Annotated in this window: 19 protein-coding genes; 5 read left to right on the plus strand and 14 right to left on the minus strand. The window is 60.7% G+C overall.

From position 1 onward, the window contains the following. Positions 1–19 precede the first annotated feature (19 nt). The 14 genes from ACA043_RS03010 to cbiE form a co-directional block, all read right to left on the minus strand. Positions 20–1,030 (minus strand): FecCD family ABC transporter permease, encoded by a 1,011-nt coding sequence (locus ACA043_RS03010; RefSeq protein WP_497658589.1) that lies wholly within the window; start codon positions 1,028–1,030, stop codon positions 20–22. Further along, positions 1,027–1,974, minus strand: a complete 948-nt coding sequence (locus ACA043_RS03015; protein WP_497658590.1) for an ABC transporter substrate-binding protein — start codon at positions 1,972–1,974, stop codon at positions 1,027–1,029. The genes ACA043_RS03010 and ACA043_RS03015 overlap by 4 nt, the downstream gene beginning before the upstream one ends. After that, a complete protein-coding gene (locus ACA043_RS03020) occupies positions 1,971–2,759 on the minus strand; it encodes an ABC transporter ATP-binding protein (RefSeq protein ID WP_497658591.1) in 789 nt (262 codons plus the stop codon). The genes ACA043_RS03015 and ACA043_RS03020 overlap by 4 nt, the downstream gene beginning before the upstream one ends. Before the next feature lie 221 nt (positions 2,760–2,980). Further along, a complete protein-coding gene (locus ACA043_RS03025; protein WP_497658592.1) occupies positions 2,981–5,104 on the minus strand; it encodes a TonB-dependent receptor in 2,124 nt (707 codons plus the stop codon). Between the two features lie 150 nt (positions 5,105–5,254). Then, positions 5,255–6,634, minus strand: coding sequence for a PepSY-associated TM helix domain-containing protein (locus ACA043_RS03030; RefSeq protein ID WP_497658593.1), 1,380 nt, complete (start codon positions 6,632–6,634; stop codon positions 5,255–5,257). A gap of 110 nt (positions 6,635–6,744) precedes the next feature. Further along, on the minus strand, positions 6,745–8,865 hold the full coding sequence (locus ACA043_RS03035) for a TonB-dependent copper receptor (RefSeq protein ID WP_497658594.1): 2,121 nt from the start codon (positions 8,863–8,865) through the stop codon (positions 6,745–6,747). A gap of 84 nt (positions 8,866–8,949) precedes the next feature. Beyond that, positions 8,950–9,411 carry a DUF2946 domain-containing protein gene (locus tag ACA043_RS03040; RefSeq protein ID WP_497658595.1) on the minus strand — a complete coding sequence of 154 codons (462 nt, stop codon included), beginning with the start codon at positions 9,409–9,411 and terminating at the stop codon, positions 8,950–8,952. A 21-nt stretch (positions 9,412–9,432) separates the two neighbouring features. Then, positions 9,433–9,912, minus strand: coding sequence for a copper chaperone PCu(A)C (locus tag ACA043_RS03045; protein WP_489880662.1), 480 nt, complete (start codon positions 9,910–9,912; stop codon positions 9,433–9,435). Positions 9,913–9,960: 48 nt separating this feature from the next. Then, entirely contained in the window at positions 9,961–10,359 is a 399-nt protein-coding gene (locus ACA043_RS03050; RefSeq protein ID WP_497616281.1) for a DUF2946 domain-containing protein, read from the minus strand. Positions 10,360–10,456: 97 nt separating this feature from the next. Further along, positions 10,457–10,747 (minus strand): addiction module antidote protein, encoded by a 291-nt coding sequence (locus ACA043_RS03055; protein WP_401265982.1) that lies wholly within the window; start codon positions 10,745–10,747, stop codon positions 10,457–10,459. A gap of 3 nt (positions 10,748–10,750) precedes the next feature. Then, entirely contained in the window at positions 10,751–11,053 is a 303-nt protein-coding gene (locus tag ACA043_RS03060; RefSeq protein ID WP_401265984.1) for a type II toxin-antitoxin system RelE/ParE family toxin, read from the minus strand. 192 nt (positions 11,054–11,245) lie between these two features. Continuing rightward, a complete protein-coding gene (locus ACA043_RS03065) occupies positions 11,246–11,974 on the minus strand; it encodes a cobalt-precorrin-6A reductase (RefSeq protein ID WP_497658596.1) in 729 nt (242 codons plus the stop codon). Beyond that, positions 11,971–13,068, minus strand: a complete 1,098-nt coding sequence (locus tag ACA043_RS03070; RefSeq protein WP_497658597.1) for a cobalt-precorrin-5B (C(1))-methyltransferase — start codon at positions 13,066–13,068, stop codon at positions 11,971–11,973. Before ACA043_RS03070 ends, ACA043_RS03065 begins: the two co-directional genes overlap by 4 nt. Next, positions 13,061–14,272 (minus strand): precorrin-6y C5,15-methyltransferase (decarboxylating) subunit CbiE, encoded by a 1,212-nt coding sequence (gene cbiE / locus ACA043_RS03075; RefSeq protein WP_497658598.1) that lies wholly within the window; start codon positions 14,270–14,272, stop codon positions 13,061–13,063. Before cbiE ends, ACA043_RS03070 begins: the two co-directional genes overlap by 8 nt. A 132-nt stretch (positions 14,273–14,404) precedes the next feature. On the opposite strand from cbiE, the gene cobG reads away from it, so the two are divergent. The 5 genes from cobG (at position 14,405) to ACA043_RS03100 (ending at position 26,133) form a co-directional block, all read left to right on the plus strand. Further along, complete coding sequence (cobG, locus tag ACA043_RS03080) at positions 14,405–15,703, plus strand: precorrin-3B synthase (protein WP_497658599.1); 1,299 nt, start codon at positions 14,405–14,407, stop codon at positions 15,701–15,703. Next, the gene (locus ACA043_RS03085) at positions 15,696–16,322 is read left to right on the plus strand and encodes a precorrin-8X methylmutase (protein ID WP_007914573.1); all 627 of its coding nucleotides are present in this window, start codon (positions 15,696–15,698) and stop codon (positions 16,320–16,322) included. Before cobG ends, ACA043_RS03085 begins: the two co-directional genes overlap by 8 nt. Next, positions 16,319–17,053: a precorrin-2 C(20)-methyltransferase gene (locus ACA043_RS03090; RefSeq protein WP_370872600.1), complete on the plus strand. Its 735-nt coding sequence runs from the start codon at positions 16,319–16,321 to the stop codon at positions 17,051–17,053. Before ACA043_RS03085 ends, ACA043_RS03090 begins: the two co-directional genes overlap by 4 nt. Next, positions 17,053–18,741: a precorrin-3B C(17)-methyltransferase gene (cobJ, locus tag ACA043_RS03095; RefSeq protein WP_489880657.1), complete on the plus strand. Its 1,689-nt coding sequence runs from the start codon at positions 17,053–17,055 to the stop codon at positions 18,739–18,741. Before ACA043_RS03090 ends, cobJ begins: the two co-directional genes overlap by 1 nt. A gap of 309 nt (positions 18,742–19,050) precedes the next feature. Beyond that, positions 19,051–26,133 (plus strand): TcdA/TcdB pore-forming domain-containing protein, encoded by a 7,083-nt coding sequence (locus ACA043_RS03100; RefSeq protein WP_497658600.1) that lies wholly within the window; start codon positions 19,051–19,053, stop codon positions 26,131–26,133. Positions 26,134–26,352 lie beyond the last annotated feature (219 nt).

The following is a 26,352-nucleotide window of genomic DNA, read 5'->3' on the forward strand; positions in this document are numbered from 1 at the left end:
TGGGGAGAGGGGGGGTGGGTCAGCGGCGGCGCATCAGGCCGATAAAGAACAGCCCGCCAATGGCCGCGGTGGCGACGCCGATGGGCAGGTCTTCGGGGGCGATCATTGTGCGGGCGGCAACGTCGACCCAGATCAGGAACACACTGCCGATCAGCACGCACACCGGCAGCAATCGCCGGTGTTCGGCGCCGACGAGGCGCCGCGCAATGTGCGGCACCATCAGCCCGACAAACCCGATGGAGCCGCTGATCGACACCAGCACCCCGGTCATCAACGAAGCGATGACGAAAACCCGCAGACGCACCGACCGGGCATTCAGGCCTAAGGTGACGGCGGTCTGTTCGCCGGCCATCAACGCGTTCAGCGGACGCGCCATGCCCAACAGCAAGATCAACCCGAGCAACACGCTGGCCGCCGGCACCGCGAGCAACTCCCAACGCGCCAGCCCAAGTCCGCCGAGCATCCAGAACATCACCGCTGAACTGGCGCGGTGGTCGCCCATGAACAGCAGCAAATTGGCGATCGCCATCATCACGAACGACACCGCCACACCGCACAGCAGCAAGCGATCGCTGTCGAGCCGGCCATGCCGACTGGCTATCGCCAGCACCACCAGCATGCTCAGCAACGCGCCGATAAACGCCGCGATCGGCAAGGTCAGCAGGCCGATGATTTCACCGACATGCAGCACCACAATCACCGCGCCCAACGTCGCCCCTGAAGTAACGCCAAGCAGATGCGGATCGGCCAAAGGATTGCGCGTCACCGCTTGCAGCACCGCGCCGATCAGCGCCAACCCGGCACCCACCAGCGCCCCGAGCAACATGCGCGGCACGCGGATCAGCCAGACGATATGTTCCTGCCCAGCGCTCCAGTTCACCTCGCCAAAACCAAACGCCTTGTGCAGCAAAATCCGCCACACCACATCGACCGGCACCCGCGCGGGCCCGAAGCCGAGCGACACCACGCACGACACCAGCAACACGGCGCCTAGGGCAATCAGCAACAGGGCGTAGCGACGGTTGATCATTGGCCGTGGAAACCTTTGGCCAGGGTTTCAACGGCCAGCACGTTGTCGATCCCCGGCGTGGCCTGCACGTACGGGATGACGATGAAACGCTGATTCTTGATCGCGTCGATCGATTGCAGGGCTTTGTTCTTCAGCAGGAATTCAATTTTCTGCTCGGCGGTGATTTCGCTGTAGTCGACGATCACGATGACCTGCGGATTGTGTTCGACCACGGTCTCCCAGTTGACCCGCGTCCAGCTCGCTTCGACGTCATCGAGAATGTTGCGCCCACCCGCCGCATCGATCAGCGCTTGCGGCATGCCGAGGCGGCCGGAGGTCATGGCGCGGTCTTCGCCGCTGTCGTAGAGGAACACGCGCGGCTTATCGGCGGGCAGGTCTTTTCGTACTGCGGCGACCTGCGCCTGCATCTCGGCGATCAGCGCATTGGCGCGATCCTGCACGTCGAAGATTTTGCCGAGGTTGCGCAGGTCGTTGTAGGTGTCGTCCAGGGTCGCGGCCGGGCGCTTCATCACGAACGCGCAGGACTCGGTCAGCTCATAGACGTTGATGCCCAGCGGTTGCAGGGTTTGCGGCGTGAGATCGCCGCCCACGCGCATGCCGTAATCCCAGCCGGCGAAGAAGAAGTCGACGTTGGCGTTGAGCAGGGTTTCCACCGACGGGTACTTCGCTGCCAGCTCCGGCAGGCCATCGAGGAGCGACTGCATCTCAGGGGTGACCGACTTCCAGCCACTGACGCCGCTGTAACCGGCCATCCTCGATTTGAGGCCGAGGGCGAGCATCATCTGGGTCATGTTGATGTCATGGCTGACCGCGTGTTTTGGCGCTTCTTTAAAGGTCACTTCGCGGTTGCAGCTTTGAAGGGGCAGTGGGTATTTCGTGGCCTCGGCCAAGGCTTGGGCACTGCACAGCAGAAGAGCAACGCAAAGCAGGGAACGCACAGTCATGGTCGGGTTATCCAGGTGATTCGCGGGTAGCCGTGAAGAGGGTGAGAGTCGATCAATGCCTCGACGCCGAAGACGTCGCGCAACAGTTCCGTGGTGAGGACTTCTTGCGGTGTGCCGCTGGCGACGATGCGGCCGTGGTTGATCACGTACAGTCGGTCGCAGAACGCAGCGGCCAGGTTCAGGTCGTGGATGCTGGCGAGCGTGCCGATTTGCAGACGCTTGACCAGTTGCAGCAGTTCCAACTGATAGCGCGGGTCGAGGTGGTTGGTCGGCTCGTCGAGGATCAGCAGTTGCGGTTGCTGGGTCAGGGCGCGGGCAAGAATCACCCGCTGCTTTTCGCCGCCCGACAGCGTGGCGAAGGCATGGTCTTCGAAGCCTTCGAGACCGACGGATTTGAGCGACTGGGTCGCGAGGTTTCGATCCTCAAGGGTTTCGCCGTCGAACAGACCTTTGTGCGGCGTGCGGCCCATGGCGACGACTTCTTCGACGGTCAGGCCGAAAGCATCGGGGAACTCCTGCAAGACCACCGCGATGCGTTGCGCGCACCAGCGAGAGGATTGTTTCCACACGTTGTAGTGATCGAGTTTGACCTCGCCGTGTTCCGGTTGGCTGAAGCGGTAGGCGCATCGCAACAGGCTGGTCTTGCCGCTGCCGTTGGGGCCGATCAGCCCGACGAACTCACCGGCGGCCACCTGCAAGGAGGCGTCACGCAGCTGGAACTGGTGATGGCAGTGGCCGTGGCCCAGGGGTGTCCAGGCGAGATTCGTGAGGGTGAGTGACGTCATAGGGCGTTCGGTGTGTTCTCGATTTCATTTTTTTTCGGTAGATCCATCCCCCTCACCCCAGCCCTCTCCCCCAGGGGGGAGAGGGGGAAAGGGAGCCGATCTTCATGCTTTTCGAGCCTGAGCTCGACTCGGTCTTTCAGGTCGGTGCAACTTGTCCAGACAACACGGTCAGTCCCCTCTCCCTCCGGGAGAGGGCTAGGGTGAGGGGCAGCATTCTTCGATCAAAAGGTGTAATCAGCGGTGACAAAAAACGACCTCGGCTCGCCAAGGATCCACTGCTGCCCGCCATTGTATTGGCTTTGCGCATACCGGCGGTCAAACAGATTGTTCACCTGCAAACCCAAGGTCGTGTTACGCAAGGCCTGCCACGACATTGTCGCATCCACCACGGTGTAACTCGGCAACTCGTTACGGTTGGCCATATCGGCGTAACGTGCATCGACATAGCGCACGCCCGCACCGGCCTTCAGGTCATCGCTAAGCGCTTTGTTCAGCCACAGATTGGCGGTGCGTCGCGGCACGTCCAACGGGCGGTTGCCGTTATACGACAGGGTTTGCCCGTTGACCACTTCCGAGAAGTCGTCGTACCTGGCCTTCACAATTGCGGCGTTGGCCTGCAGTTGCCAGGCGTTCGGCAGTTGCAGATCAAGGCTGGCTTCAAGTCCGTTGGACGATTGCTGGCCGACCTGCTGCTTGAGCGTCGGGTTGCCCGGATCGTCAGTCAGCAGTTTCTTTTTGACGATGCGATACGCCGCCAGCGTGAACTCGCCACGCTGATCCCAGAACAACTGCTTCAGGCCGATTTCCGTCTGGCGGGCGGTCGATAGATCGTATTGCTGCTGGCTCGGGCTCAGAGAGATCAAGCCGCCGATGCCATCAGTGCTGGTTGCCACTTGGCCGTAGAACGACGTCTCGGGCGTCAGCGCAAACACCAGGCCGGCCTTCCAGTTGTTGCCGGTCAGGGTCTGGTCGCTCTGGCTGCCATCGGTCAAGTCGTTACGACCGACATGCACATAATCGCGACGCACGCCGGTCACCAACGACCAGCGCTCGCTCAACTGCGTGCGGTTTTCGGCGAACGCCGACATCTGTCTGGTGGTGCTGTCGAACTGATCGCGGTACGGATCGGCACTCTCGAAATACCCGCTTTGTGGGTGATCCAGATCCAATGGCTGACCGTTCGGCAGCACGTCGTTGAACGGCGAGTTGCTGTCGAGCTGGAAGCGGATGCGGTTGTAATCGACGCCGGTGACGGTCTGGCTATCGAGGCCGAACAGCGAGTGCTTGAAGGTGAACGTCTGACGATCACCAACCTGTTCCTGCTTGTGGCCGATGCCGAAGTAACCGCTGCGACTCAGTTGCTGACTGCCCGCGTCGAAGTTGAAGTTCTCGGCGTTCTGCCAGCGGCGTTGGGCCTTGAGGTAGTAGAGCTCGTTACTGGCGCTGACGGCATCGTTGATCTGCCAGTCGCTGGTCAGGCGCGTCCATTGATCGTTGTAGTGCTGCTTGTCGTCACGCACGTTGTAGTTTTTGTTGCGCAGGCTGTCCTTGAAGTGGCCGTTGATCAGCGGCGTGCCGAAGTAATTCTGCGGGCGCTGTTCGCCGTAGTCGTGGGCGAGGGTAAACGCCAGATCATCAGTGGCCTGCCAGCGCAGGGCAGCGCTGATGAAGTCACTGGACGAATCGCCGCGATCGATCCAGCCGTTGCTGCGCAGACGATTGAGATTGAGGCGGTAGCTCAGGGTATCGCTCAGCGAACCGCCGCTGTCGAAGGCCTGTTGCTGAGTGTCGTAGGAGCCATAGCCGACGCGCGCGTGGTTTTCGATTTCACCTTCGAGCGGCTTCTTCGGGATCACGTTGACCACCGCACCCGTCGCGCCTTCGCCGTACAGCACTGAAGCCGGGCCGCGCAGCACATCGACGCGCTGCACTGACCAGGTATCGACCGGGAACGTCACCGTGCCCATGCCGCTGTACAGGCGATTGCCGTCATACAACTGCATCACTGAACTCTGCCCGGTAAAACCCCGGGCCTGCAACGAGGTGCCGCCATCGCCCGGCGTACCGGTGCGGCTGATGCCGGTGCTGCGCGACACCGCGTCCTGCACGCTGCGATCACCCCGGGCGCGGACCTGTTCGCCGCTGAGGCTTTCGACGCTGGCCGGAGTTTGCATGGCGTTGAGGTTCAGGCGCGAGCCGGCGGTGGTTGGCGTGGTCAGGCTGACGCTTGCGTCGTCGATGGCCGGTGCGCTGATGGTGCCGGTGGGCAGCGTCAGCGCCTGGTTGTCGGCATGGGCGTTGTTCAGGCCGAACAGGCAGAGGCTGGACAAGAGGTACTTGTTCATCGGGGATGGTGAATCACTTCTTCAAAAGAATGCCCGCAGCTTTTGGCCGCGGGCAGAATGGCGAATTAGGGTTATACAGTAACACTAAAAAACACCGACTTATAAGGCCGGCATTTTATAGACCTCTCTAAAACGCGCATCTCGGTGGACTCATGATGAAGGTGAGGCAGATTCAGGTTGCCCGCCAAACCGCGACAGCAGCAGTCGATCAAGCAACCAGACCACCACCAGCGAAGCCCCCACCAGCGGAAAAATCACCGCCAGCGCGAGCATGATCACCACCCCGGTTTTCCACTTCGGCAAATCATGACGCAGCGGCGGCACAGCGAATTTGCCCTGTGGTCGGCGCTTCCACCAGATCACTACCCCGCTGACGGCGCTGAGCAGAATCATCAGGCAGATCAGCAGCACGACGATCTGGTTGAAGGTGCCGAACATCTTGCCTTCATGGAGCATCACGCCGATTTCCGTGGCGCGGGCCACTGTGCCGTAATGCTCGAAGCGCACATCGGCGAGGACTTTGCCGGTGTATTGATCGACGTGCAGGGTCGCGTCGTTTCGCGGGTCATCGGCGAACACGGCGATGGTGAAAACGCCGGTGGCGGTGGTCGGCAGGGTGATGCTGTAGCCCGGTTCGACCTTGCGTTGAGTGGCGATGTTCTGCACGTCTTGCAGGCTGATGGTTGGCGAGGCTGGGCCTGCATTTGCGCTGCCATGGGCCATGTGTTCGGCATGGTCGCCGGACATCGGCATCGGCGTGTTTTCCATCGCCCAAGGCACGGTCTGGCGAGTGGCGCTGTTGAGGCTGCGGGCCTCGACGTCGGAGGTCGGCACGTTGTCCCACATCGCCGCCGGGAACACGTTCCACACCTGGGCGTATTGCTTGCCCCAGAAGCCGGTCCAGGTCATGCCGCTGAGCAGCATCACCAGCAACAGTGTCGCCCCCCAGAACCCGGTGACGGCGTGCAGATCGCGCCACAACACGCGCCCGCGACTGTTCAGACGCGGCCACAGAATCCCCGCCGCCTGGCCGCGCGGCCACCAGAGGAAAAGCCCCGACACCACCAGCACCATGCCCCAGCCAGCGGCCATTTCGATCAGCCGGTCACCGACCGTGCCGATCATCAATTCGCCGTGAATCGCTCGGGCGATAGCTTGCAGATTCTGCTTGGCATCCTGCTCGCCGAGGATGTCGCCGTGGTACGGATCAATGAACACGTTGAGTTCGTCGCCGGCGTTCTTCACTACAAATTGCGCGCTGCGTTCGGCATTTACCGGCGGCAGGTATTGAGTGATCTGGCCTTGTGGATAAGCACTTTTCACCCGTTGCAGCAGGTCATCGGCCGGCACCGTGTGATGCCCGGCCGGGACGTTGAGTAGGCTGCTGTACATCAGCGAATCGAGCTGCGGTTTGAACAGATAGATGATGCCGGTCAGCGATAGCATCACCATGAAGGGCGCGACGAACAATCCGGCATAAAAATGCCAACGCCAGGCCAGGTTGTAGAAATTCGGTTTGGGCTTTTGCATCACGTTTGCTCCGCTTGGCTTGGATCTTTTAGTTGTCTTTTGCGGTTGCAGCGCAACCGATCGCGAGCAGGCTCGCTCCTACAGTGGGAGCCAGCCTGCCGGCGATGCTGTTAGAAACTCATATCCACCTTGGTCCAGAGCGTGCGCCCCGGTTCATTGATGGCTTGCGGGTCGTTGGCCGGGTAGCCGAAACCGGCGTTGCCCGCCAGGTTCAGGTGTTCGGCGTAAGCCTTGCCGAACAGGTTGTCGACGCCGCTGCTGACCTTCCAGTGCTTGTTGATCCGGTAGGCACCGTTGAGCGAGAACACGCCGAAGCCCGAACTCTTGTCGTAATCCTTGCCGACCACGTTGCCCTTGTTCTGATCGATACGGTTTTGCCTGGCCACCACCCTCCACAGTGCGCCGGCACTCCAGTTGTCTTCGCTGTAGGTCAGGCCGAAACGTGCATCCAGCGGCGGCATCTGCGGCAGCGCTTTACCGTCGCTGCTGTTCTTGCCCCAGGCGTAGGCCACGGTTGCGTCGGCTTTCCAGTGGTCGGTGAGGTTGTAAGCGGCACCGAGTTCACCGCCCATGATTCGCGCGTTGATGTTTTCGGCGCGCGAAGTGCTCATGCCCATCATCGCGGGGGTGTAATCGAACAGGATGTAATCGCGCACCACGCCGATGTAGCCCGAGGCCCAGGCCTCAAGGTCGGCGCTTTTGTAGTTCACGCCGAAGTCGAGCTGAGTGGTCTTTTCCGGTTTGATCGAATCGAATGCATTGACCGAACCGGCAGGTCCCGACTTGGGCGAAAACAGCTCCCAGTAATCCGGGAAGCGCTGCGCGTGACCGAGGCCGGCGTAGAGCGTGGTCGGGCTGTCGGACAGGTCATGCTCATAACGCACGAAGCCGCTGGGCAATGTGTCAGCGCGAGTGTCGTCGGCGGTCGGGTTCGGCCGGGACATCATTCCCGAACTGGTGGTTTGCCGGTAATCCTTGGCTGAAGCGCGATCGATTCGGGCGCCGGTGATGAGGCGATCACGGTCGGCGGCGTACCAGGTCATTTCGCTGAACACGCCGTAGTTATGGAAATCGGCGTCTTTGTTGCGCGGCACATTCTTGTAGGTGTCGATGCCCATCGCTTTGCGCTGGCGATGCTCGTTGGTCTGCGCGTCGAGGCCGGTGATCAACTGGATGTCGGCCCAGCGCCAGGTGGCTTTGATCCGCGCGCCGAGAGTGCGGCGGTCGACGTTCGACGCCATGGGCCCGGCCATCATCCCGGTGCCGGACGGCGTGCGCAGGGTGTAGTTGTCCATGACGTGGTCGGCGTAGTTGTAGTAGACCTGCGCCTCCAGTTTCTCCAGCACGTCAGTGATGTTGGACTTTTCGAAACGCAGACCGAGGCTTTCGCGCAGGAACTGCGAGCCGTCCATGCCGCGTCCGGCGTAGCGGGCTTCGCCGCCGCCCTTGCCGGCGGTCAACTCGATCAGGGTGTCGGCGTCCGGGGTCCAGCCGAGCGCCACGTCGCCGTTCCACTTGTCGTAGCGCGAGGCGACGATGTCGTTATTGCCGTCGCGATAATCGTCGGAGTGCGCGGTGTTGCCGATCACTCGCACGTAGCCCAATGGCCCGCCAGCTGCGGCGTCGACGACTTTGTCGAAGCGGCCGTGGGAGGCGGCCAGAATGCTCGCGTTCATCCGCGTGCCGACTTCACCGAAACTCTCCGGCTCACGGTCGAACAGAATCGTGCCGGCCGATGCGCCGGGGCCATAAAGCACGGTTTGCGGGCCTTTGATTACGGTGAGTTTGTCGTAGGTTTCCGGCGAGATGTACGAGGTCGGCGCGTCCATTCGACCGGGGCACGCGCCAAGCATCATGCTGCCGTTGGTGAGGATATTCAGCCGCGAACCGAACATGCCGCGCAGCACTGGATCGCCATTGGTGCCGCCATTGCGCACCAGCGCGAACCCCGGAATGGTCTTCAGATAATCGCCGCCATCACTGGCTGGCACTGGTTGGCGCGGGTCTTTGGGGTTGGTGACGATGGTCAGCGGCGAACTCGGCGCGATGGCGGTGATCACCGTCGGACTCACTTCATCCGCGTGTGCGGCGTGGTCATCGGCCAGCACCAGCGGGGACAGCAGGACGCCGCAAAGGACGGCGATAGCGTGCCTGAAACGAATGCGCGATTCGTTCAAAGCGAAGGTCGCCCGGGTAGAACCCAGACGTGGAACAGCAGAAAACCTGGACATGACAATTTCCATCAAACAGTCGTAAACGACACGGCCGGCAGCCTGAAGCTGTCTTCTCAACCGTGTGTAATCAGCGGTGGGTGATTACGCTGCGATGGGCGGGGCGCGCGTGCGGGCGCCGGGGAAGAAGGTTTGCCGGGCATGGCCCAGGCGCGGGAAAGGCGAGGTGAAGGTGTTGGCGTGGGCGATGCTGAATGCGGCGAACGTGCCGCCGCCGGTCAGTGCCGGGCAATTGAACAGCAGGCTGCAGTAGCCGCACTTTTCCCACAGCGCGTGGTGCGAGGATTGCGGCGGGCAGTGTTCGACGGAGGATTTGACGTCATGCGCGGTGTGATCCATACCGGGCATGTCCATCGACATGTCCATGCTCATCGGCATGTCCATCGACATGTCCATGCTCATCGGCATGGACGTCGAGGCGTGTTGATCCATCGGCATCGACTGAGAAATCAGTGGGCCGATGAAGATCATCAACATGGCGAACAGGGCGATCCAGCTACCGTGCTCACGGTTGCTGCGGATAGACCTGGCGCTGGACGGGCGCATGATTGCGGTCAGCCGAAAGGCTTACTGAGCGTGCGCGTGGGCTTGTGTGGTTTCCGGCGGCTTCTTCTGCACGGCCACTTCGACGGTGACGTCACCGGCCTTCTCGAAATGCATCGTCAGCGGGAAGCTTTTGCCGTCGCTGAGCAGGCTGCGATCCGTCGGGTTGAGCAGCATCACGTGATAGGCCATCGGCGCGAAAGTGACATTGCCGCCCGCCGGGATTTCCACGCTCGGCACTTGCTGCATCTTCATCAGATCGCCCTGCATTACATGCTCGTGCAATTGCGCCTCGGGGGCGATTGGCGAGTCGACGCTGAGCAAGCGGTCGGCGTTTTTGCCGGCGTTGTGAATGATGAAGTAAGCGGCAACGGTAGGCGCATTCGGTGGCAGTTCCTGCGACCACGGGTGAGCGATTTCCAGCTCGCCGGCCTTGTATTCGTGGGCATGGGCGAAGCACGCAGGCAGCAACAGCGCAGCGATGACGAAGAGTTTGTTCAACATGGCAGTTCTCCAGAACGATTTGAAACGCAGGTCAATTGCGCGAACAAATCAAACCAGAGGGGAAGCGCGGGGATTGAGGCTCGGCCATTGCTGGCGCGGTGTGGGTGTTTGCAGTGAGGCGGGCGCCACGCTGCGATTGCTCTCAAAGCGGGCGAAATACAGCTGCGGCGTATGCCCCGGCAGCGCCACCAAAGGCGCTGAACCCGAGCAGCACCAGCAATGCTGCATGTTGGAGTGGTTGTCGTTGGACGGGGCTTTCTGCTCCGTGGTGCCGATGTTGATCGCCACCATCTTCGTCCCGCTGCCGGTGCAGAAACTGCTCCACAGCAATTGCTCGGCCGGTGAATTGGCCGCTTGCGCCATCGCTCCCGTCATCGGCATGGCGAGCATGTTGAACAGCACTGCAAAGCAGGCGATCCAGGCAAATGCGAGCCGGTGTCGGTTCATGGGACAGATCCGTTGGGTGGGCGATCAGGCGCGGCTATTTAGCCTGATCAGGGCCGATAAGTAAAAAAGCGTCGTGCGGTTTGGTGTCGCAGATCAATCAAATTGCCACGGCATGTAACTTCAGACCCAGTGCTTTCATGACTTTCATAATAGTTGCGAATTCAGGATTGCCAGTGCTGCTTAGAGCTTTATAAAGGCTTTCCCGGCCCAGGCCGGCATCACGAGCCACTTGGGTCATGCCTTGGGCTCGGGCAATGTCATTGAGTGCGGCACGGATCAGGACTCCATCCCCGGCATCTTCGTCAAAGCATGCGTCCAGGTAAGCCGCCATTTCCTCGGGTGTTTTCAGAAACTCGGCAGCATCGAAACGGGTGAATTTTTCGGTCATGACTTACTCCTCATTACCGATACGTTGCGCCATCTTTATGGCACGTTTGATATCTCGTTTTTGCGTCGACTTGTCTCCCCCGATTAGCAGCAGATAAATCACTTCATCTCGCCGTGTGAAGTAAATCCTGTAGCCGGGGCCGTAATGAACCCGCATTTCATAAACGGAGTCGCCTACGAACTCGCAATCACCAAAGTTGCCATGCTCGGCCGCTCGAAGCCTGGCGATGATTCGCGCTTTACCGATGGTGTCTCTCAGGATATCGAGCCACTCGGCAAATGTGCGGGATCGTTCAAAGTCGATCATGTCCGGATCGTATTCCTTGGGATACAGGCTGGCAAGACAGAATTTCCCCGGAGGCAGTTGATGCTTCCCGGAAACTGCCGAACTGTCTGCCTGTTTGGATTAAAGGAAGCGGAATAGTGGAGTGAAGCTGTAGTGGGGAACAGTCGGCCGCTTCTTAAAAATCTGCCGGCTAATTCGCGGGTAAATTTGAAATCAGGAAACGTCTGACGCAGAGAAGGCATCAAGGACTTCAGACACCGATCCAAACTCCCGATCAACCCCAGGCAATCCCGGCCGCTTCAACACCATCACTGGCACCCCACGCTCGCGCGCCACTTCCAGCTTCGGCTCAGTCGCCGCACTGCCGCTGTTCTTGCTGATCAGCACATCGATCTGCTGCCGCTCGAACAACGCGCGTTCATCTTCCAGCAGGAACGGCCCGCGAGCGGCGATGACTTCGCAGTGTTCGTTGCCGGGATAAACGTCGAGGGCGCGCAGCGTCCAGAATTGATCCGCAGGGATTTCGTCGAGGTGTTGCAGTGGCTCGCGGCCCAAGGTGAACAAGGGGCGGTAGAACGGTTTGAGGGCAGTCATCAACTCAGCCCAGTCGCTGACTTCGCGCCAGTCATCACCCGGTAGCGGCTGCCACGCAGGGCGGCGCAAGGCCCAGCAGGGAATGCCGGCCAGTTGCGCGGCGTTGGCGGCGTTGTGGCTGATTTGCGCGGCGTAGGGATGGGTAGCGTCGAACAGCAGGTCGATGCCTTCGTCACGGATGAATTGCGCCAGACCTTCGGCGCCACCGTAACCACCGACGCGCACCTGACAAGTCAGATCCGTTGGCACCCGACCCACCCCGGCCAGACTGTAAATGTGCTCAGGCCCCAGCTTACGGGCGATGGCCAGCGCTTCAGTCACGCCGCCCAGCAGCAAAATCCGCTTCATGCAAAACCTCCGGCATGGCCGACAATGCCGCCCTGACGATCAATCGCAAACACTTCGACCTGCACCTGTGCCGGCACCACGCTGCGGGCGAATTCCAGCGCGTGGCGACAGACCTCATCCCCCAATGCGATCCCCGCCGCACTGGCCATGGCCAGCGCTTGCTGACTGGTGTTCGCCGCTCGGATGCCCAACTGCAAAATCTCATCCGCGCCAATCGCCGCCGCCCATTGCGCCAGTTGCGGCAAGTCGATGCTGGAATGGCGCGAGTGCAGATCCATGTGCCCGGCCGCCAGTTTACTGATCTTGCCGAAACCGCCACACAAACTGAGTTTATCCACAGGCACTTTGCGCAGATGCTTGAGCACCGCGCCGACGAAGTCACCCATTTCGATCAAGGCGATTTCCGGCAGGTCGTAAACCCGGCGCATGGTGTCTTCGCTGGCGTTGCCGGTGCAGGCTGCGACGTGCAGGTAGCCGTTGGTCTTGGCAACGTCGATGCCCTGATGAATCGAGGCGATGTAGGCCGCGCAGGAAAACGGCCGGACGATGCCGCTGGTGCCGAGGATCGACAGGCCGCCGAGAATGCCCAAGCGCGGGTTCATGGTTTTCAGTGCCAGGGCTTCGCCGCCCTCGACGTTGACCGTGACGTCGAAGCCGCCGGCATAACCGGTCTCGGCGGCGAGCAGGCTCAGGTGATCGCTGATCATCTTGCGTGGCACCGGGTTGATCGCCGGTTCGCCGACGCCCAGCACCAGTCCGGGTCGGGTCACGGTGCCAACGCCTGCGCCGGCATTGAAACGAACGCCCGGCTCGGCCATCAATCGCACCCGCGAATAGAGGAGTGCGCCGTGGGTCACGTCCGGGTCGTCGCCGGCGTCCTTGATCGTTCCGGCTTCAGCGCCGTCGTCAGTCAACCGGCAGAACTCCAGACGCATCTGCACCTGTTTGCCTTTGGGCAAGACGATCTGCACCGCGTCGGCCGAGATGCCGCCGAGCAACAGGCGAGCAGCGGCGAGGCTGGTAGCGGTGGCGCAGCTGCCGGTGGTCAGGCCGCTGCGCAGGGGCGCGGGTTGTTCGGCGGTTTCGTCACGCATCAAGAGGTTTGACCAGATCGAGCAGGGTGATTGGCAACGCCTGACGCCAGGTGTCGAACTCGCCCAGCGGTTGCGCCTGGGCGATATGGATGCGCGTCAGTTCGCCGCCGTAGCGCTCCCGCCAGTTCATCAGGGTGATTTCGCTTTGCAGAGTTACGGCGTTGGCGACCAGTCGGCCGCCGGGTTTGAGTTGCTCCCAGCAGGTCTCGAAGACGCCCTCGCGGGTCACACCGCCGCCGATGAAAATCGCGTCCGGGCGCTCCAGCCCTGCGAGTGCCTGCGGCGCGCGCCCACGGATCAATTGCAGCCCGGGCACGCCCAGCGCATCGCGGTTGTGCTCGATCAATTGTTGGCGGCCGTCATCGGCTTCGACGGCCAATGCGCGGCAACTCGGATGCGCGCGCATCCATTCGATGCCGATTGAGCCGCTGCCAGCGCCGACGTCCCATAGCAGTTCGCCGGGTGTCGGGGCGAGGCGCGCGAGGGTGATGGCGCGCACATCGCGTTTGGTCAGTTGGCCGTCATGTTGGAAAGCCGAGTCGGGAAGGCCCGCGAGGCGTGACAAACGTGGAGCATTGGCATCGGCCAGGCATTCGATTGCGACCACGTTGAGGTCGGCAATCGGCGCGTCGTTCCATTCATTGGCCGTGGCGTCGACACGTCGCTCGGCGTCGCCGCCCAAATGTTCCAGAACGCTCATCCGGCTCGAACCAAAGCCGCGCTCGCGCAGCAATTGCGCGACTGCCGCCGGACTTTGTCCGTCATTGCTCAACAGCAGCAGGCGCACGCCACTGAACAGCTGCGCATTGAGGGCTGCCAGCGGCCGGGCCACTAGCGACAGTGTCACTACTTCCTGCAACGGCCAGCCGAGACGGGCGGCCGCCAGCGCGCAGGAGGACGGCGCGGGCAGGATCAGCATCTCTTCGCTCGGCACCTGCCGCGCGAGGCTGGCGCCGACGCCATAGAACATCGGATCACCGCTGGCCAGCACGCACACCGCTGCGCCGCGTTGTTGCAGCACTGGCGCAAGGGAAAACGGGCTCGGCCACAACTCACGCTCGCCGCGAATGCACACCGGCAGCAAATCCAGTTGCCGCTGGCCGCCGACGATCCGCGAGGCGCCCATCAGGGCGCGCCGGGCGTTTTTGCCCAGGCCCTTGAAGCCGTCTTCACCGATTCCCACTACCGTCAGCCAGGGTGACATCTATATTCCTCTAAACATGCCGTTCCGACGGGCAGACTTTTCATGCCGCCGGCCAAAGCAGGCATAATACCGCGCCTTCGCCCGCGAAGCGCCTTTCCCACGCAGCCGGTCAGCCCCTTGAACGAACGCCCGATGTCCACCGCCATACGCCCCTCGGCCTGCCCGGGGTTGCTGCGTATCGTCCAGGCATTGGACGGCGGCATCTGCCGGATCAAACTCAACGGCGGCTCGATCAGCGCCGATCAGGCTGACGCGGTGGCCAATGCCGCCGAACAGTTCGCCGGCGGTGTGATTGAGGCGACCAACCGCGCCAACCTGCAGATTCGTGGCATCGCTCAGCAATCCGCTGCACTGATCGACAGTCTGCTGTCCGCTGGCCTCGGCCCGCGAACGGCGGCGGGCGACGATGTGCGCAACCTGATGCTCAGCCCGGCCGCCGGGATCGACCGGCAAATGCGCTTAGACACTCGCGCGCTCGCCGAACAGATTCTCGACACCCTGCAAAGCCATCCACGTTTCCATGAATTGAGCGCCAAGTTCGCCGTGCAACTGGATGGCGGTGAAGCGCTGGCGATGCTCGAACATCCGCATGACTTGTGGTTATCCGCGTTCGAGCACGACGGTGAAACGCTGCTGGCATTCGGTCTCGCGGGTTGCCCGACGGATCGCGCGGTTGGCGCCGTGGCCCTGGAAAGCGGCCATGCGCTGGTGGTCGCGGTATTGGAGTTGTTCCTCGAACTGGCTCGACCCGAGCAGACGCGGATGCGCCATTTGCTCGACGAACTGCCGATGCTGGCGTTTCTTGAACAGCTCAGGACGCGCCTGCCGATCAAAGCGGTTAGCGCTTGGCAACGCATGTCAGCGGCGGACGATCTGCACATTGGCGCACATGTGCAGAACACAGCCAACTTCGTCTACATCGGCGCGGTGCCGCCACTCGGTCGCCTCGATCCGGACATGCTGCGCGGCGCCGCGCAACTGGCCCGCCGGTTCGGCGATGGCAGCCTGCGTTTCACGCCGTGGCAAAGTCTGCTGCTGCCCAACGTGAGCGCGAGCGATGCCGCGCAAGTGCTCACAGGGCTCAAGCAACTGAACCTGCTGACCGACGCTTGTGAACCATTGTCGAAAATCATCGCCTGCACCGGTTCCAGCGGCTGTGGCAAAGGCCTGGCTGACACCAAGCGCGATGCCCGTCTTCTCGCAACGCTGTTGCCCCGTGCACAAAGCGTGCATCTGTCCGGCTGCCCGCGTTCATGCGCCGCGGCCCACTGTGCCCCGGCGACTTTGCTGGCCGTCAGTGGCGGGCATTACGACCTCTATTTTCGCGATGCAGCGCAGCCGGGTTTCGGCGCGCTGCACGCACGCAACCTTACTATTGAAGCGGCCGCGACCTTGCTCGCCGGCCGCTCCCGGAGCCCCCTTGATGCTTGATTACATCCGCGACGGTCAGGAGATCTATCGCAACTCCTTCGCGATCATTCGCAGCGAGGCCAATCTGGCGCGCATTCCGGCCGATCTGGAAAAACTCGCGGTGCGGGTGATCCACGCTTGCGGCATGGTCGAGGCCGTCGACGGTCTGCAATTCTCTGAAGGTGCGGGCAAGGCCGGGCGCGATGCGCTGGCCGCCGGTGCGCCGATCCTCTGCGATGCGCGGATGGTTTCCGAAGGCGTGACCCGTGCGCGCCTGCCGGCGAACAACGAAGTGATCTGCACCCTGCGCGACGAGAGCGTGCCGGAGCTGGCCCGTGAGTTGGGCAACACCCGTTCCGCCGCCGCGCTGGAACTGTGGCGCCCGCATCTGGAAGGCAGTGTGGTGGTGATCGGCAACGCGCCGACCGCGCTGTTCTATCTGCTGGAAATGCTCGACGCCGGCGCACCGAAACCGGCGCTGATCCTCGGCTTCCCGGTGGGCTTCGTCGGTGCCGCAGAATCCAAAGCGGCGCTGGCGGCCGACAGCCGTGGCGTGCCGTTCGTGATCATGCAGGGCCGCCTCGGCGGCAGCGCCATGGCCGCTGCGGCAGTCAACGCCCTCGCCACGGAGATCGAATGATGCAGGCAAAAGGTCGTTTGATTGGCCTGGGCGTGGGTCCCGGAGATCCGGAGCTGATTACCGTCAAGGCCCTGCGCCTGCTGCGCGAATCGCCAGTGGTCGCGTACTTCGTCGCCAAGGGTAAAAAAGGCAACGCCTTCGGCATCATCGAAGCGCACCTGCAGGAGGCGCAGAACCTGCTGCCGCTGGTGTACCCGGTGACCACTGAAGCGTTGCCGGCACCTCTTTCTTATGAACAAGTCATCAGCGATTTCTACGATGAAGCCGCCGAGACGGTGGCCGCGCATCTGGATGCCGGTCGTGATGTCGCGGTGATCTGCGAAGGCGATCCGTTCTTCTACGGTTCTTATATGTATCTGCATGATCGCCTGGCCACCCGCTACGAAGCGCAAGTGGTGCCGGGCGTGTGTTCGATGCTGGGCGGCGCTTCGGTGCTGGGTGCGCCTTTGGTGTACCGCAATCAGAGCCTGTCGGTGCTTTCCGGCGTCTTGCCCCACGAGGAACTGAAGCGACGTTTGGCCGATGCCGATGCGGCAGTGATCATGAAGCTGGGGCGCAATTTCCCCAAAGTGCGTCAGGTGCTGGAAGAACTCGGCCTCGCCGAACGGGCGCTGTACGTCGAGCGCGCGACCATGGCCAATCAGAAGATCGTGCCGATGGATCAGGTCGAGCCGATGTCGTCGCCGTACTTCTCGCTGATTATCGTGCCCGGCGAACGGTGGCAAGGCTGATGACTCCATCCACTCCCGCCATTGTCATTCTCGGTCAGGGCAGCCTGGCCACCGCGCGGCGCATTCAGCAGGTGTATCCGGCGGCGCAGATCCACGGCCTCGCCGGTCGGGTCGAAGGCGCCGACTGCACCTATCAGGAATTCGGCGCGACCCTGCGCCAGTTTTATCAGCAGGACACGCCGATCATTGCCCTGTGCGCGGCCGGCATTGTCATCCGCACGCTGGCGCCGCTGTTGCTGGAGAAGGGCGCCGAGCCGCCAGTACTGGCTGTGGCCGAAGATGGCAGCGCCGTGGTGCCGCTGCTCGGCGGCCTCGGCGGGGTGAATGTCATGGCGCGGGAAATCGCGGCCGGGCTGCAAGTCGCGGCGGCGATCACCACCAGCGGCGAGCTGCGCTTTGGCACCTGTCTGCTCAATCCTCCGAGTGGCTACGCGCTCGCGGATCTGGAACTGGGCAAGCGGTTTGTCTCCGACCTGCTGGCCGGGCACCCCGTACGCATCGAAGGTGCGGCGCCGTGGCTGGCGCAGGCACAGCTGCCGGAAGATCCGCAGGCGCAGCGTTCGATCCATATCGGCAGTGCCGAACGCGAAGCGAACGCCAATGAACTGCTGATTTACCCGCGCAGTGTCGCGGCGATGGTCAGCGCTGAAGTGCCGGATCTGCCGAATACCCTGCGTAGCGCGTTGCACGAGGCAAAAGTGGCGGTGCAATCGCTGGCCTGTCTGGTGGCGATCGACACTGAAATGGCCGCGGCGAATCTGCGTGAAGCGGCGCTGGAGTTGGGCGTGCCGCTGCGGTTTATCGCTGCAACGAGCGACCTTCATGCGCTGCCGGATGTGTCGATTATCGGCTCAGCACACGGCATCACTTTGGCTGTTTCCGAGCAGCCGCTGGACGTCGCGCAAATCGGTCGCCCACGCGGGCGCCTGGCGGTAATCGGTCTCGGTCCCGGCGCTGCCGAACTGATGGTGCCGGCGGTGAAAGCCGAACTGGCCCGCGCCACCGACGTGCTCGGCTACGAAACCTACGTGCGCATGGCCGGCCCGTTCCGCGACGATCAAATCCAGCATTGCACCGACAACCGCGAAGAAATGCAGCGCGCCCGCCACGCCTTCAGACTGGCGGCTGCGGGTCGTTCGGTGATCGTGGTGTCTTCTGGCGATCCGGGTGTGTTTGCCATGGCGGCGGCGGTGCTCGAAGCGTTGCACGAATCGACCGATCCGGCCTGGCACTGCGTCGATCTGGAAATCCTTCCGGGTGTGTCGGCCTCGCTCGCCACCGCCGCTCAGGCTGGGGCGCCGCTGGGGCACGACTTCTGCGTGATGTCGCTGTCGGACAACCTCAAACCGTGGTCGATCATCGAGAAGCGTCTGGATCTGGCGGCCGAAGCGGATCTGGCGCTGGCGTTCTACAACCCGATCTCCCGCGCCCGTCCGTGGCAACTGGGGCGTGCGCTGGAGATCGTCGCGCAGCATCGCACCCCCGAGACGCCTGTGGTGTTGGGCCGCGATATCGGCCGGCCGGGCCAGACCCTGCGCACCACGACGCTGGGCGCGCTGGCCGCGGATCAGGTCGATATGCGCACAATGGTGCTGATCGGCTCGTCCACCACGTGCACTTTTCCTCGCGCTACGGGGGGCGAGTGGGTTTACACGCCGCGCTGGTACGGCGAGAAGCCGGATGCCTGACGGTGTTTCTTTCAGGGCTCATGAGAAGTTGTAAGTAACTTCGCGCATTTGTGAGCTTAAGTTAACTCCGCCGGGTACAACTTCCCGGAATATAAACAAGGCTACGAACCATTGGGTTCGTGGCCTTGTTTGCTTTTCAGCAGACAATACTGGACGGCGGTGTTTATCCCCGATGGATCCCTGCTTAACAGTTGAATGTTGTTCGATGTTTCTCCTGACATTGTTTGAATTTTTTCGCGTTTGATTCATTCGTCTTTGCCCAATAGTTTTGTCCGTCTAATGCTTTATCAACTCAAGGATGGGGATGTAATGGGTACTTCGGAAAGTCACCAAGGGCGGTCTGCCTTTATTTCGTCGCAAGAATATTCAACTCTGCAAACGGTGTTGAGTGAGTTCTCCGGTTCTGCCGAGTACGCGGCACTTGCCAGGCACTATCAGGGGGTAAGTAAAGCAGTCGATGTGGCGGAGAAAATGCTGTCGGCAAAACTGTTTCAGGAAACACTCGCGTCCTTGCTGCGCCAAAAGGTTACACCGGTTCCTTCAGCAATCGACCAGATCTACGACGGACTAGAACAGTATGTGACGACGCTGTCCGATACGGTAACCCTGCTCTCGGGCGCTGCTACGCCCGTGCCCAAAATCATGCATTTCGTCTGGGTAGGCGGTAGCGAGGTCGGCAACATCCAGCGCGATTACATGAACATCTGGCGCGAGGTTTTGAAACCGCAGGACTACAAGTTCAACCTTTGGTACGACAGTGATGCGTTACTGGCTTTTGAGATGAACCGCGTGATTCTCGACAGTGCCAGGGTGCATGCAATGGAGTCCGGCGGGAGTGACGTCACGCAGTCCCGGCAGTTGTCGCAAATGATTGAAGACCGCGCCCGGGTTTTGAAAAATCAGATGTTCGACTATCTCAACCAGCCGCAGTGGGCGGGTCGCACGGACGAGGCGCGTATCGAGCTGATGGTTCGTGCTTACGGCAAGGATCGCGCGACGCTAGAGGCTTTCCGACAACGCTGTCTGGACACGCATCAGGCGATGGCCGGGCAGGATCTGCAGTTGCGGGATGTCAAACATGAGTTCGCGGGTCACTTTTTACAGGACGTCTATCAGCGAGAAGTCGGTATGCGCGGCAACTTTGCGGCGGCCAGTGATGTGGTGCGGTTGCAGGCCGAGTATCTGGAGGGTGGTCGTTACAGCGATATGGATTACTTGCCGCCGCTGGCCGATAAGTTGGGGGGCGTGGATATAAGCGGCTTCAGTGATGAACAGCGGTTGGGCGTGTTGCAACTTTTGCTCAATCATAACGAGGCATTGATGCCCGGTCGGGACCGTCAACGCTACGTGGATAGAACCGACGAGGTTCCGGCTCGCGTTAAGGAGGCCTTGCTCGCTTTCGCGCGCAGCCAACCCGATGTCCATGAAATATTCGTTGCGCCGCGCGATGCCCCAGTGCCCAAGAATGGATTTCGTATGGGAACTCAGTTCGACCGGGAAATGAATGCTCATTTTGTGGCTCACGCTCAAAGCGGTATGACCCTGGCAATCATGCAGTTGATTCGCTTCAACTATGACGCTCTGCAGGCGATTGAACGAAGGGCTGCCGAGGCAGGTGTCAGTTGGGCGCAAAGCGACAGGTTGCTGGATGTCATTGAAAACGTACTGAATGAAAAAAGAGCAGAAGGGGGGCTCAATCAATCCGTTAAGGATTTTTTGGGTAATTTGGGGCAGGCCATTTTCGGTTACTACCAGGACGGTATTCGAATCGAAGCTCGCGGCACTATCGCCCTGACCGGTCCCGGTGCCGCCATCACTGGCATCAAGCAATACATTGAAACGCATCTGCACGCGGACTCTCAGGTCGCTATCCAGGAACGACTGCGGCTGGCTGAAGGCTACAACGTCAATACCGAAGAGGAAATGATCTCCGGCTGGACCGTCAACGATGATCCCGAGAAATGGCTGGTCAAAGAACAGGAGAAATGGCAAACCGGCAAGCTCAAATCACGTTATGCCGGCGATCTGAATGACCTGCTCAAAGGGCAGACACTGACCTTCAAACAAGGCTGGCCGCTCATCGAAGGCAGGCCGGTGCTGTTGACCTCCGTCCTGCAACAACTGATGGAGACGCTGGGCGATCCGTTCATTCGTGCAATGAAGGACAAGTTGAGTGGTGACATCACGTTCGATAAACCAGTGGCCATCGGTTTCGACGTCCGCCAGCAAATTCTCGCTCAACCCGTCAGCGAGCTGCCGCCGTCTCACGGTGCCGAATCCACCAGCCACTTGAACGAACTGTTTACCCGGGTTGCACACGGGTCGCTGACGGTCGAGCAACTCAGCCCGTTGTTGCGCGTGGTGCTGGGCGGGATGTTTGGCGCTACGCGTCTGGACACCAGCGGTTTTGCCGGTGCGTGGCAGCAGGCCATGGACCTGGCAACGCAAACCGCCGAAGGTGGCCTGTTCGCCCGTTACAACGCGCTCGAAAAAGCCTTGCGCCAACACGCGTCCCCGGCGTTTGAAGTGGGTCTTGCGAACGCTCGTCAGCCAGGCACGCACACAGCGCGCGAACTCAAGGTACTGGCTCTGACAGATCCCTTGACGTTGCACCAGTGGGGTGAGCGCATCGGGCAAATCAACAGCACCGCACAACGTGAATATCACACGCAGATCCTCAGGCGCGGTGCGCAGGTTCGTGCCGAACTGTTCATGGCCGGGGCCATTTCCGCCAGGCAAATGCCGCAGGATCTACTGATGCGCACGCCGGGCGATCCCGGCCGTCGGTGCTATCCGCTGGCACTGTTGATGGCGGCGGCACTGACCCAGGGCGACTCGGCCGAACGCGCGCTGATCGGTCGAGTGGCCAATGCCAGCCTGACCCCCGAAGACGCCGACTCGCGGGCGTTGCTGTCGGCGCTGGACGAATTGCAAGCGCTGCCGTTGAACGATGTCGGCAAGCCCCAAGGCACTCACAGCCTGGAAAGCATCGCACAAACGCTGGAGGCGAAAACGGCTCCGAGCGTCATGCTGCTCGATACCGGCAATCACGCGATGCTGGTGGCAAAAATGCTCATGGGCAGTCAGACGGTCTACCGTTTTTATGAGCCTAACTTCGCGATCTACGGATTTTCACGGGTTGAACAGCTCAAGCAAGGCATGCAGCGCTACCTCGCCGGCGATAACGGCGCGATGGCCAGACTTTACGGTCTCGCGGATGGAGAGGCAGCGCGGTTCAACGTCATTGAACTGAACACCACAGAGCTCGCCGGCAAAGTGCTTGCGTCGAATACGCGGCTCGACAGTTTTTTGCAGAGTGGGCCAATAGTCGAGCCCAAAACGGCTTCGGTCTGGGAAAAACAAGCGGTGGGGCGCCGGCGCTCGCTGAATGAAAACGCGCGGATGGGGGCCAGTCTGGCGCAACTGGACGCCCGTTACTGGGCGCAGGAATTCGATCAGGCCAGCAGCAATCTGCGAACCGAGCACTCGCTGGGCGGTGAATATTTGCCGCTGTTGGATACGCTTGAACAAAAGCCAGGCGCGGGTTACAGCGTGACGCTGGTGGATGCGCACAATCCGCAGAACACCCGAGTGGTGACCACCCATGATGTGCGGTTCAGCAAGGTCAAACAGCATATTCAGCGTCTGGTGAAGACGCTGGCAGGCAAACCAACCGCTTTGGGTGAAGCCGACGGCGGCAGTCGATTGAGTTTTGCCTTTGCAATCCAGACCCTGATCACCGAAATGCGCAATCGTGAATATCAGGCCGGGGAAGGTCAGGTACCGGCGTTGTCGATCGCACTTCAGGTGCAGGTCTATGTCAGCTATGCCCAGTTGGGTTTTGGCGTGTTGAGTGATTCTGTGCAGTTGATCAACCTGGTTCGGCAGGTGGCGGCCAGTGAGCAAGCGCTGGCCCTGCGCCAGTCATCGCTGTCGGCACGGCTGCTGGGCAAGGCTTCGATCGTGGGCGGGATCGGCTTTTCAGTCATCAATATCGGCTTCGATATTTATGGCCTGACGGTGGCGGAAAATCAGGAGCAGCGCTCTCGGCTTGCCACTCAATTGACCTTCAATGTGGCGGCGCTGGGGCTCGACATCGTGGCGCTGGCTGTTGGCGGAACGGTGGGCGCCGCTGCGGCGATTCTGTCGGTGCCGTTGCTTGGCGTCGGCATTGGCGTGACGGCCATCGCCAGTAATCTGGGGCAGATCAGCGACAAGGCCAAAGGCGTGGGCGCACATTTGCGCAAGGTTAAAAACGCCTACGGGACCGCCGGTTACTCCCGCAAGGACGGGGTGTTGCGATTCGAACCCGAGGCCGTCATCACGTTGCTGGATCTGCAAAAGAATCAGGTGAGCTTTGACAGTCAGAAGTTCTATCCCATGGTTCGCGGTGGTTTGGAGTTGCCGAAATACAACGACGATCCCATGCAAATTCACCGGGCAATCGATATCCGTGAGGCGTTGAAGCTTCCCGGCAAGATTGGCCTGATCCGGGTTGTCCCCGACGATATCCAGACTGTGGTGCTGCCCTGTACGCCTGTCTGCTATTACGGTTACGAATACCAACTGGGAACGCCAGGATATATCTATCAGTCCATGTCGGGAGAACGGCACGAGAGTCGGGCATCGAGTGAGGTTCCCACATCGGTATTCTCTGGTTTTTTCCCCGGCCTGGCGCTGGCGAGTCTGTTCGACGACCGAATCGAAACCTGGTATCCCGACTTGCGTAACAGCGTCGTGGAGAAGCTGGAGTATGACGAGCTAGGTAACCAGCGGTTCTATTTCACCGTCAATACACCGTTCCCGCACATTCTGTACAAGTTGCATCCGATCTATAAGCCGACCCATATCGAGGTGCGGCTGGATGAGCATGTGCGTCAGTTACTGATTCCGGAGCTGCCGCCGGAATGGAAAAAACTGATCTCTTATGCGATTACCGCTCAGTCAGGGCTTTATCAGCTCTGGCTCACGCCCGGGGTTAAAGCGGTGACGCTCGATGATGTCAGCTACGCGAAATGGGTGATTCACGCACCTTGGGCTGCCCTTGAACGCGTCACTTTCGACGGCGCGAACCTGATCGTCGACGGCATTGTGCTCAATGCCTTCGAAGGAATGATCGAACTGGCCAAGGGTGAGCTATTCCAGGTGGACTGGCAGGAAAAAAGATTGCTTCTGCTGTCTGTCTCGCTCGATGCCAAGAGCACCGTAGCGCAGGTGCTCTCGCACATGCGTAAACGGGCCAGGGAAAAGCGTTTGGTATCGGCATACGTGCCGCTTTACAAGTACACGGTGCCTTACACCTCTGCCAATCAACCGGTCGTCACCAACGCGTTCTATGAGGTAGCGCGTGACCGCTTGCTCTACGCCCGCAACCTGCCTGAAACCGTCAATGAGGGTGTCGTTCTGGCAGGCGCCAACGCGCAGCACGCATGGTTCTACCATCCGGATCATGCAACGGTCTGGCGCGTCGATGCGGTGACCGGCACGGTCATCCACCGTTATCGACTGATGAACCCGGCGAGCGGTGCAAAGATCATTGGCTGTGTTCAGGATGCGCACAGCACTCTGCGGATATCGCAACGAATGCTGGAACAGAGCGAGGTCGAAACGACCCTGGAGTATCGGATAACGGGTTGGGCCATCGAGTTGACGGGTATCAAGACCTCATCCCAGCAGCACTACTACGTCCACAAGCCCGGTGCGGTTTACTGGTCCTCCTTGATACGTCACTTTGCCACGTCGCGCCCTTTCAAGGATGCAACGCCTGGCATGGGGGGGGCGATCAGCACCGGGGGGCTCGCCAGATTTGTGCATGCGCGTGCCTACGTTCTCGAAGGGCTGCGTGATCAGGCCTGGCTTGGCCTGAGCAGCGGCCGCTATTTCCGCGCGGGGCTTGGCAGTCAGCCGGACATGGTGATGCTGATGCCGCATCAACCCCAGGACTTCGCGATGCTCTTTTACAGTAAAGAAAACGGGGAAATCAGCCGTGGTATCGAACCTCGAACAGCAGGGGCCGAGTATAGAAATGAAGTGATCGAAAGGGGCGTCAGCGAGGTTACCCAAGCAGGCGAACGTTACATTGCCACCAAGAACGATGGTCGTTTGTTCGAGATCGACCCATTGGGGGCGTTGAAGTTTGTCGGCCTTGGTCAGCGTTGGCTGCAACGTCACCCGGATTGGCTAAGCGCATTACCTGCGCTGGCCGCCACCTATCGAGCGGCGCCTTTCCCGATCATCGGTTTGGGCAGTGTTTCCGGCAGCGCGTTGCTCGCGGTGTGGTGTATCGAGGAGCAGGTGCTGCTGGCCGATGTCGCTGGCGGCAAAGAACTGGCGTTGCTTGGGCTGACCCCGGACAAACAAGCGGCCTGGCTACTGGATGTCTCGGCCGGGCAACTCTATCGCCAAGCGCTGGTGTCGATCGAGGCATTACGCGGGGCATTTGCCACGGGCACCCGGCTGCTGGACCCCGAGCAGTTGCCGATGGCGAAAAAAGTCTGGGACCCATGGTCATTTGCCGAGGTGCTGGTGCAGGGGCAAGGCTTGCTCGGGCGCACCCGCGAAGGCGTCAACCTGGAACTGCTGGATCAGCACCCGGCACGTATCGTCGGCGTCGAAAAACAATGGGTGTCTATTGCCGGACAGACTCCGCAGCAATTGCAGGCCCGCTTGAAGGCGTTGCTCAAAGGACAGTCCCATGCACCGTTTCTGCACGTCGAAAACTCTTCGGATCGCTACACGTACTTTGTGCCGGAACTGGACCAACTGTTCGATATTTCCGGTCGGGCTGATGGCCAGTGGGCGGTGTTTCTTGGCACGCGAAACCAGTCGATAGCGATGCTCTTCGATCCGCTGGATAGCCTGAACTCCAGTCGAGAGTCGGAACATGCCGTTTGGGTGCCTGGCCAATACGCCCGGCGCGAGGGTGAAGTACTGTCGCTTGAGATGAGCGGTGAGGTCACTGATGTCCTGGACATGTTGCCTGACGGGGTCGACAAGTTGATCCTGGGGTTTGGGGCGCAGGCGTTGAGTTATCAAGTGTCGGAGCAAGCCTGGCAACGGCTGGATTGCATTGTGGTCGATCCCCGGCGGCCGTTGGGAGCAGAAACTACCAGCACCTGCACGCTGATGCTGGACATGGACGCCAATGAACGCCTGTTGGTGTCGTTGGTCGACGGACAATTGGTGTTCACTGACTCGGACAACGCTCACAGCCTGATCGTGCGGGATGTCGTGACGCAAGGTGAAGAGCAGGGCGTAGCGATGCAGATCGGCATCAGGATTCGCGCAAAGCAGTACCTGCGGGGAACCGGGGAGTGGCTCAACGCATTGTCAGCAGCGCGAGGCGATGAAGGACATGCCTCAGTGGAAACACTGATAAAACAGTTACATTGAAATATCAGGTCAAACTGAAAGTTCAGGGCCGCGAATATATATTCGCGGCCATTTTTATTTTTAATTGGTTTTAATTTGTGTTCTGTTGCTCAGGTTTTATTAGTGTTTTTCCCGTGAGGGGTTGCAGTGAAATATACAGAGTGAAATTTATTGTTCTCTCGCGTTTGTGCGTTGTTTGGTATTTCTGGTCTTTGAAAGAAATTGAGTTTTATCTCGTTT

Source organism: Pseudomonas sp. LBUM1648 (assembly GCF_059716145.1).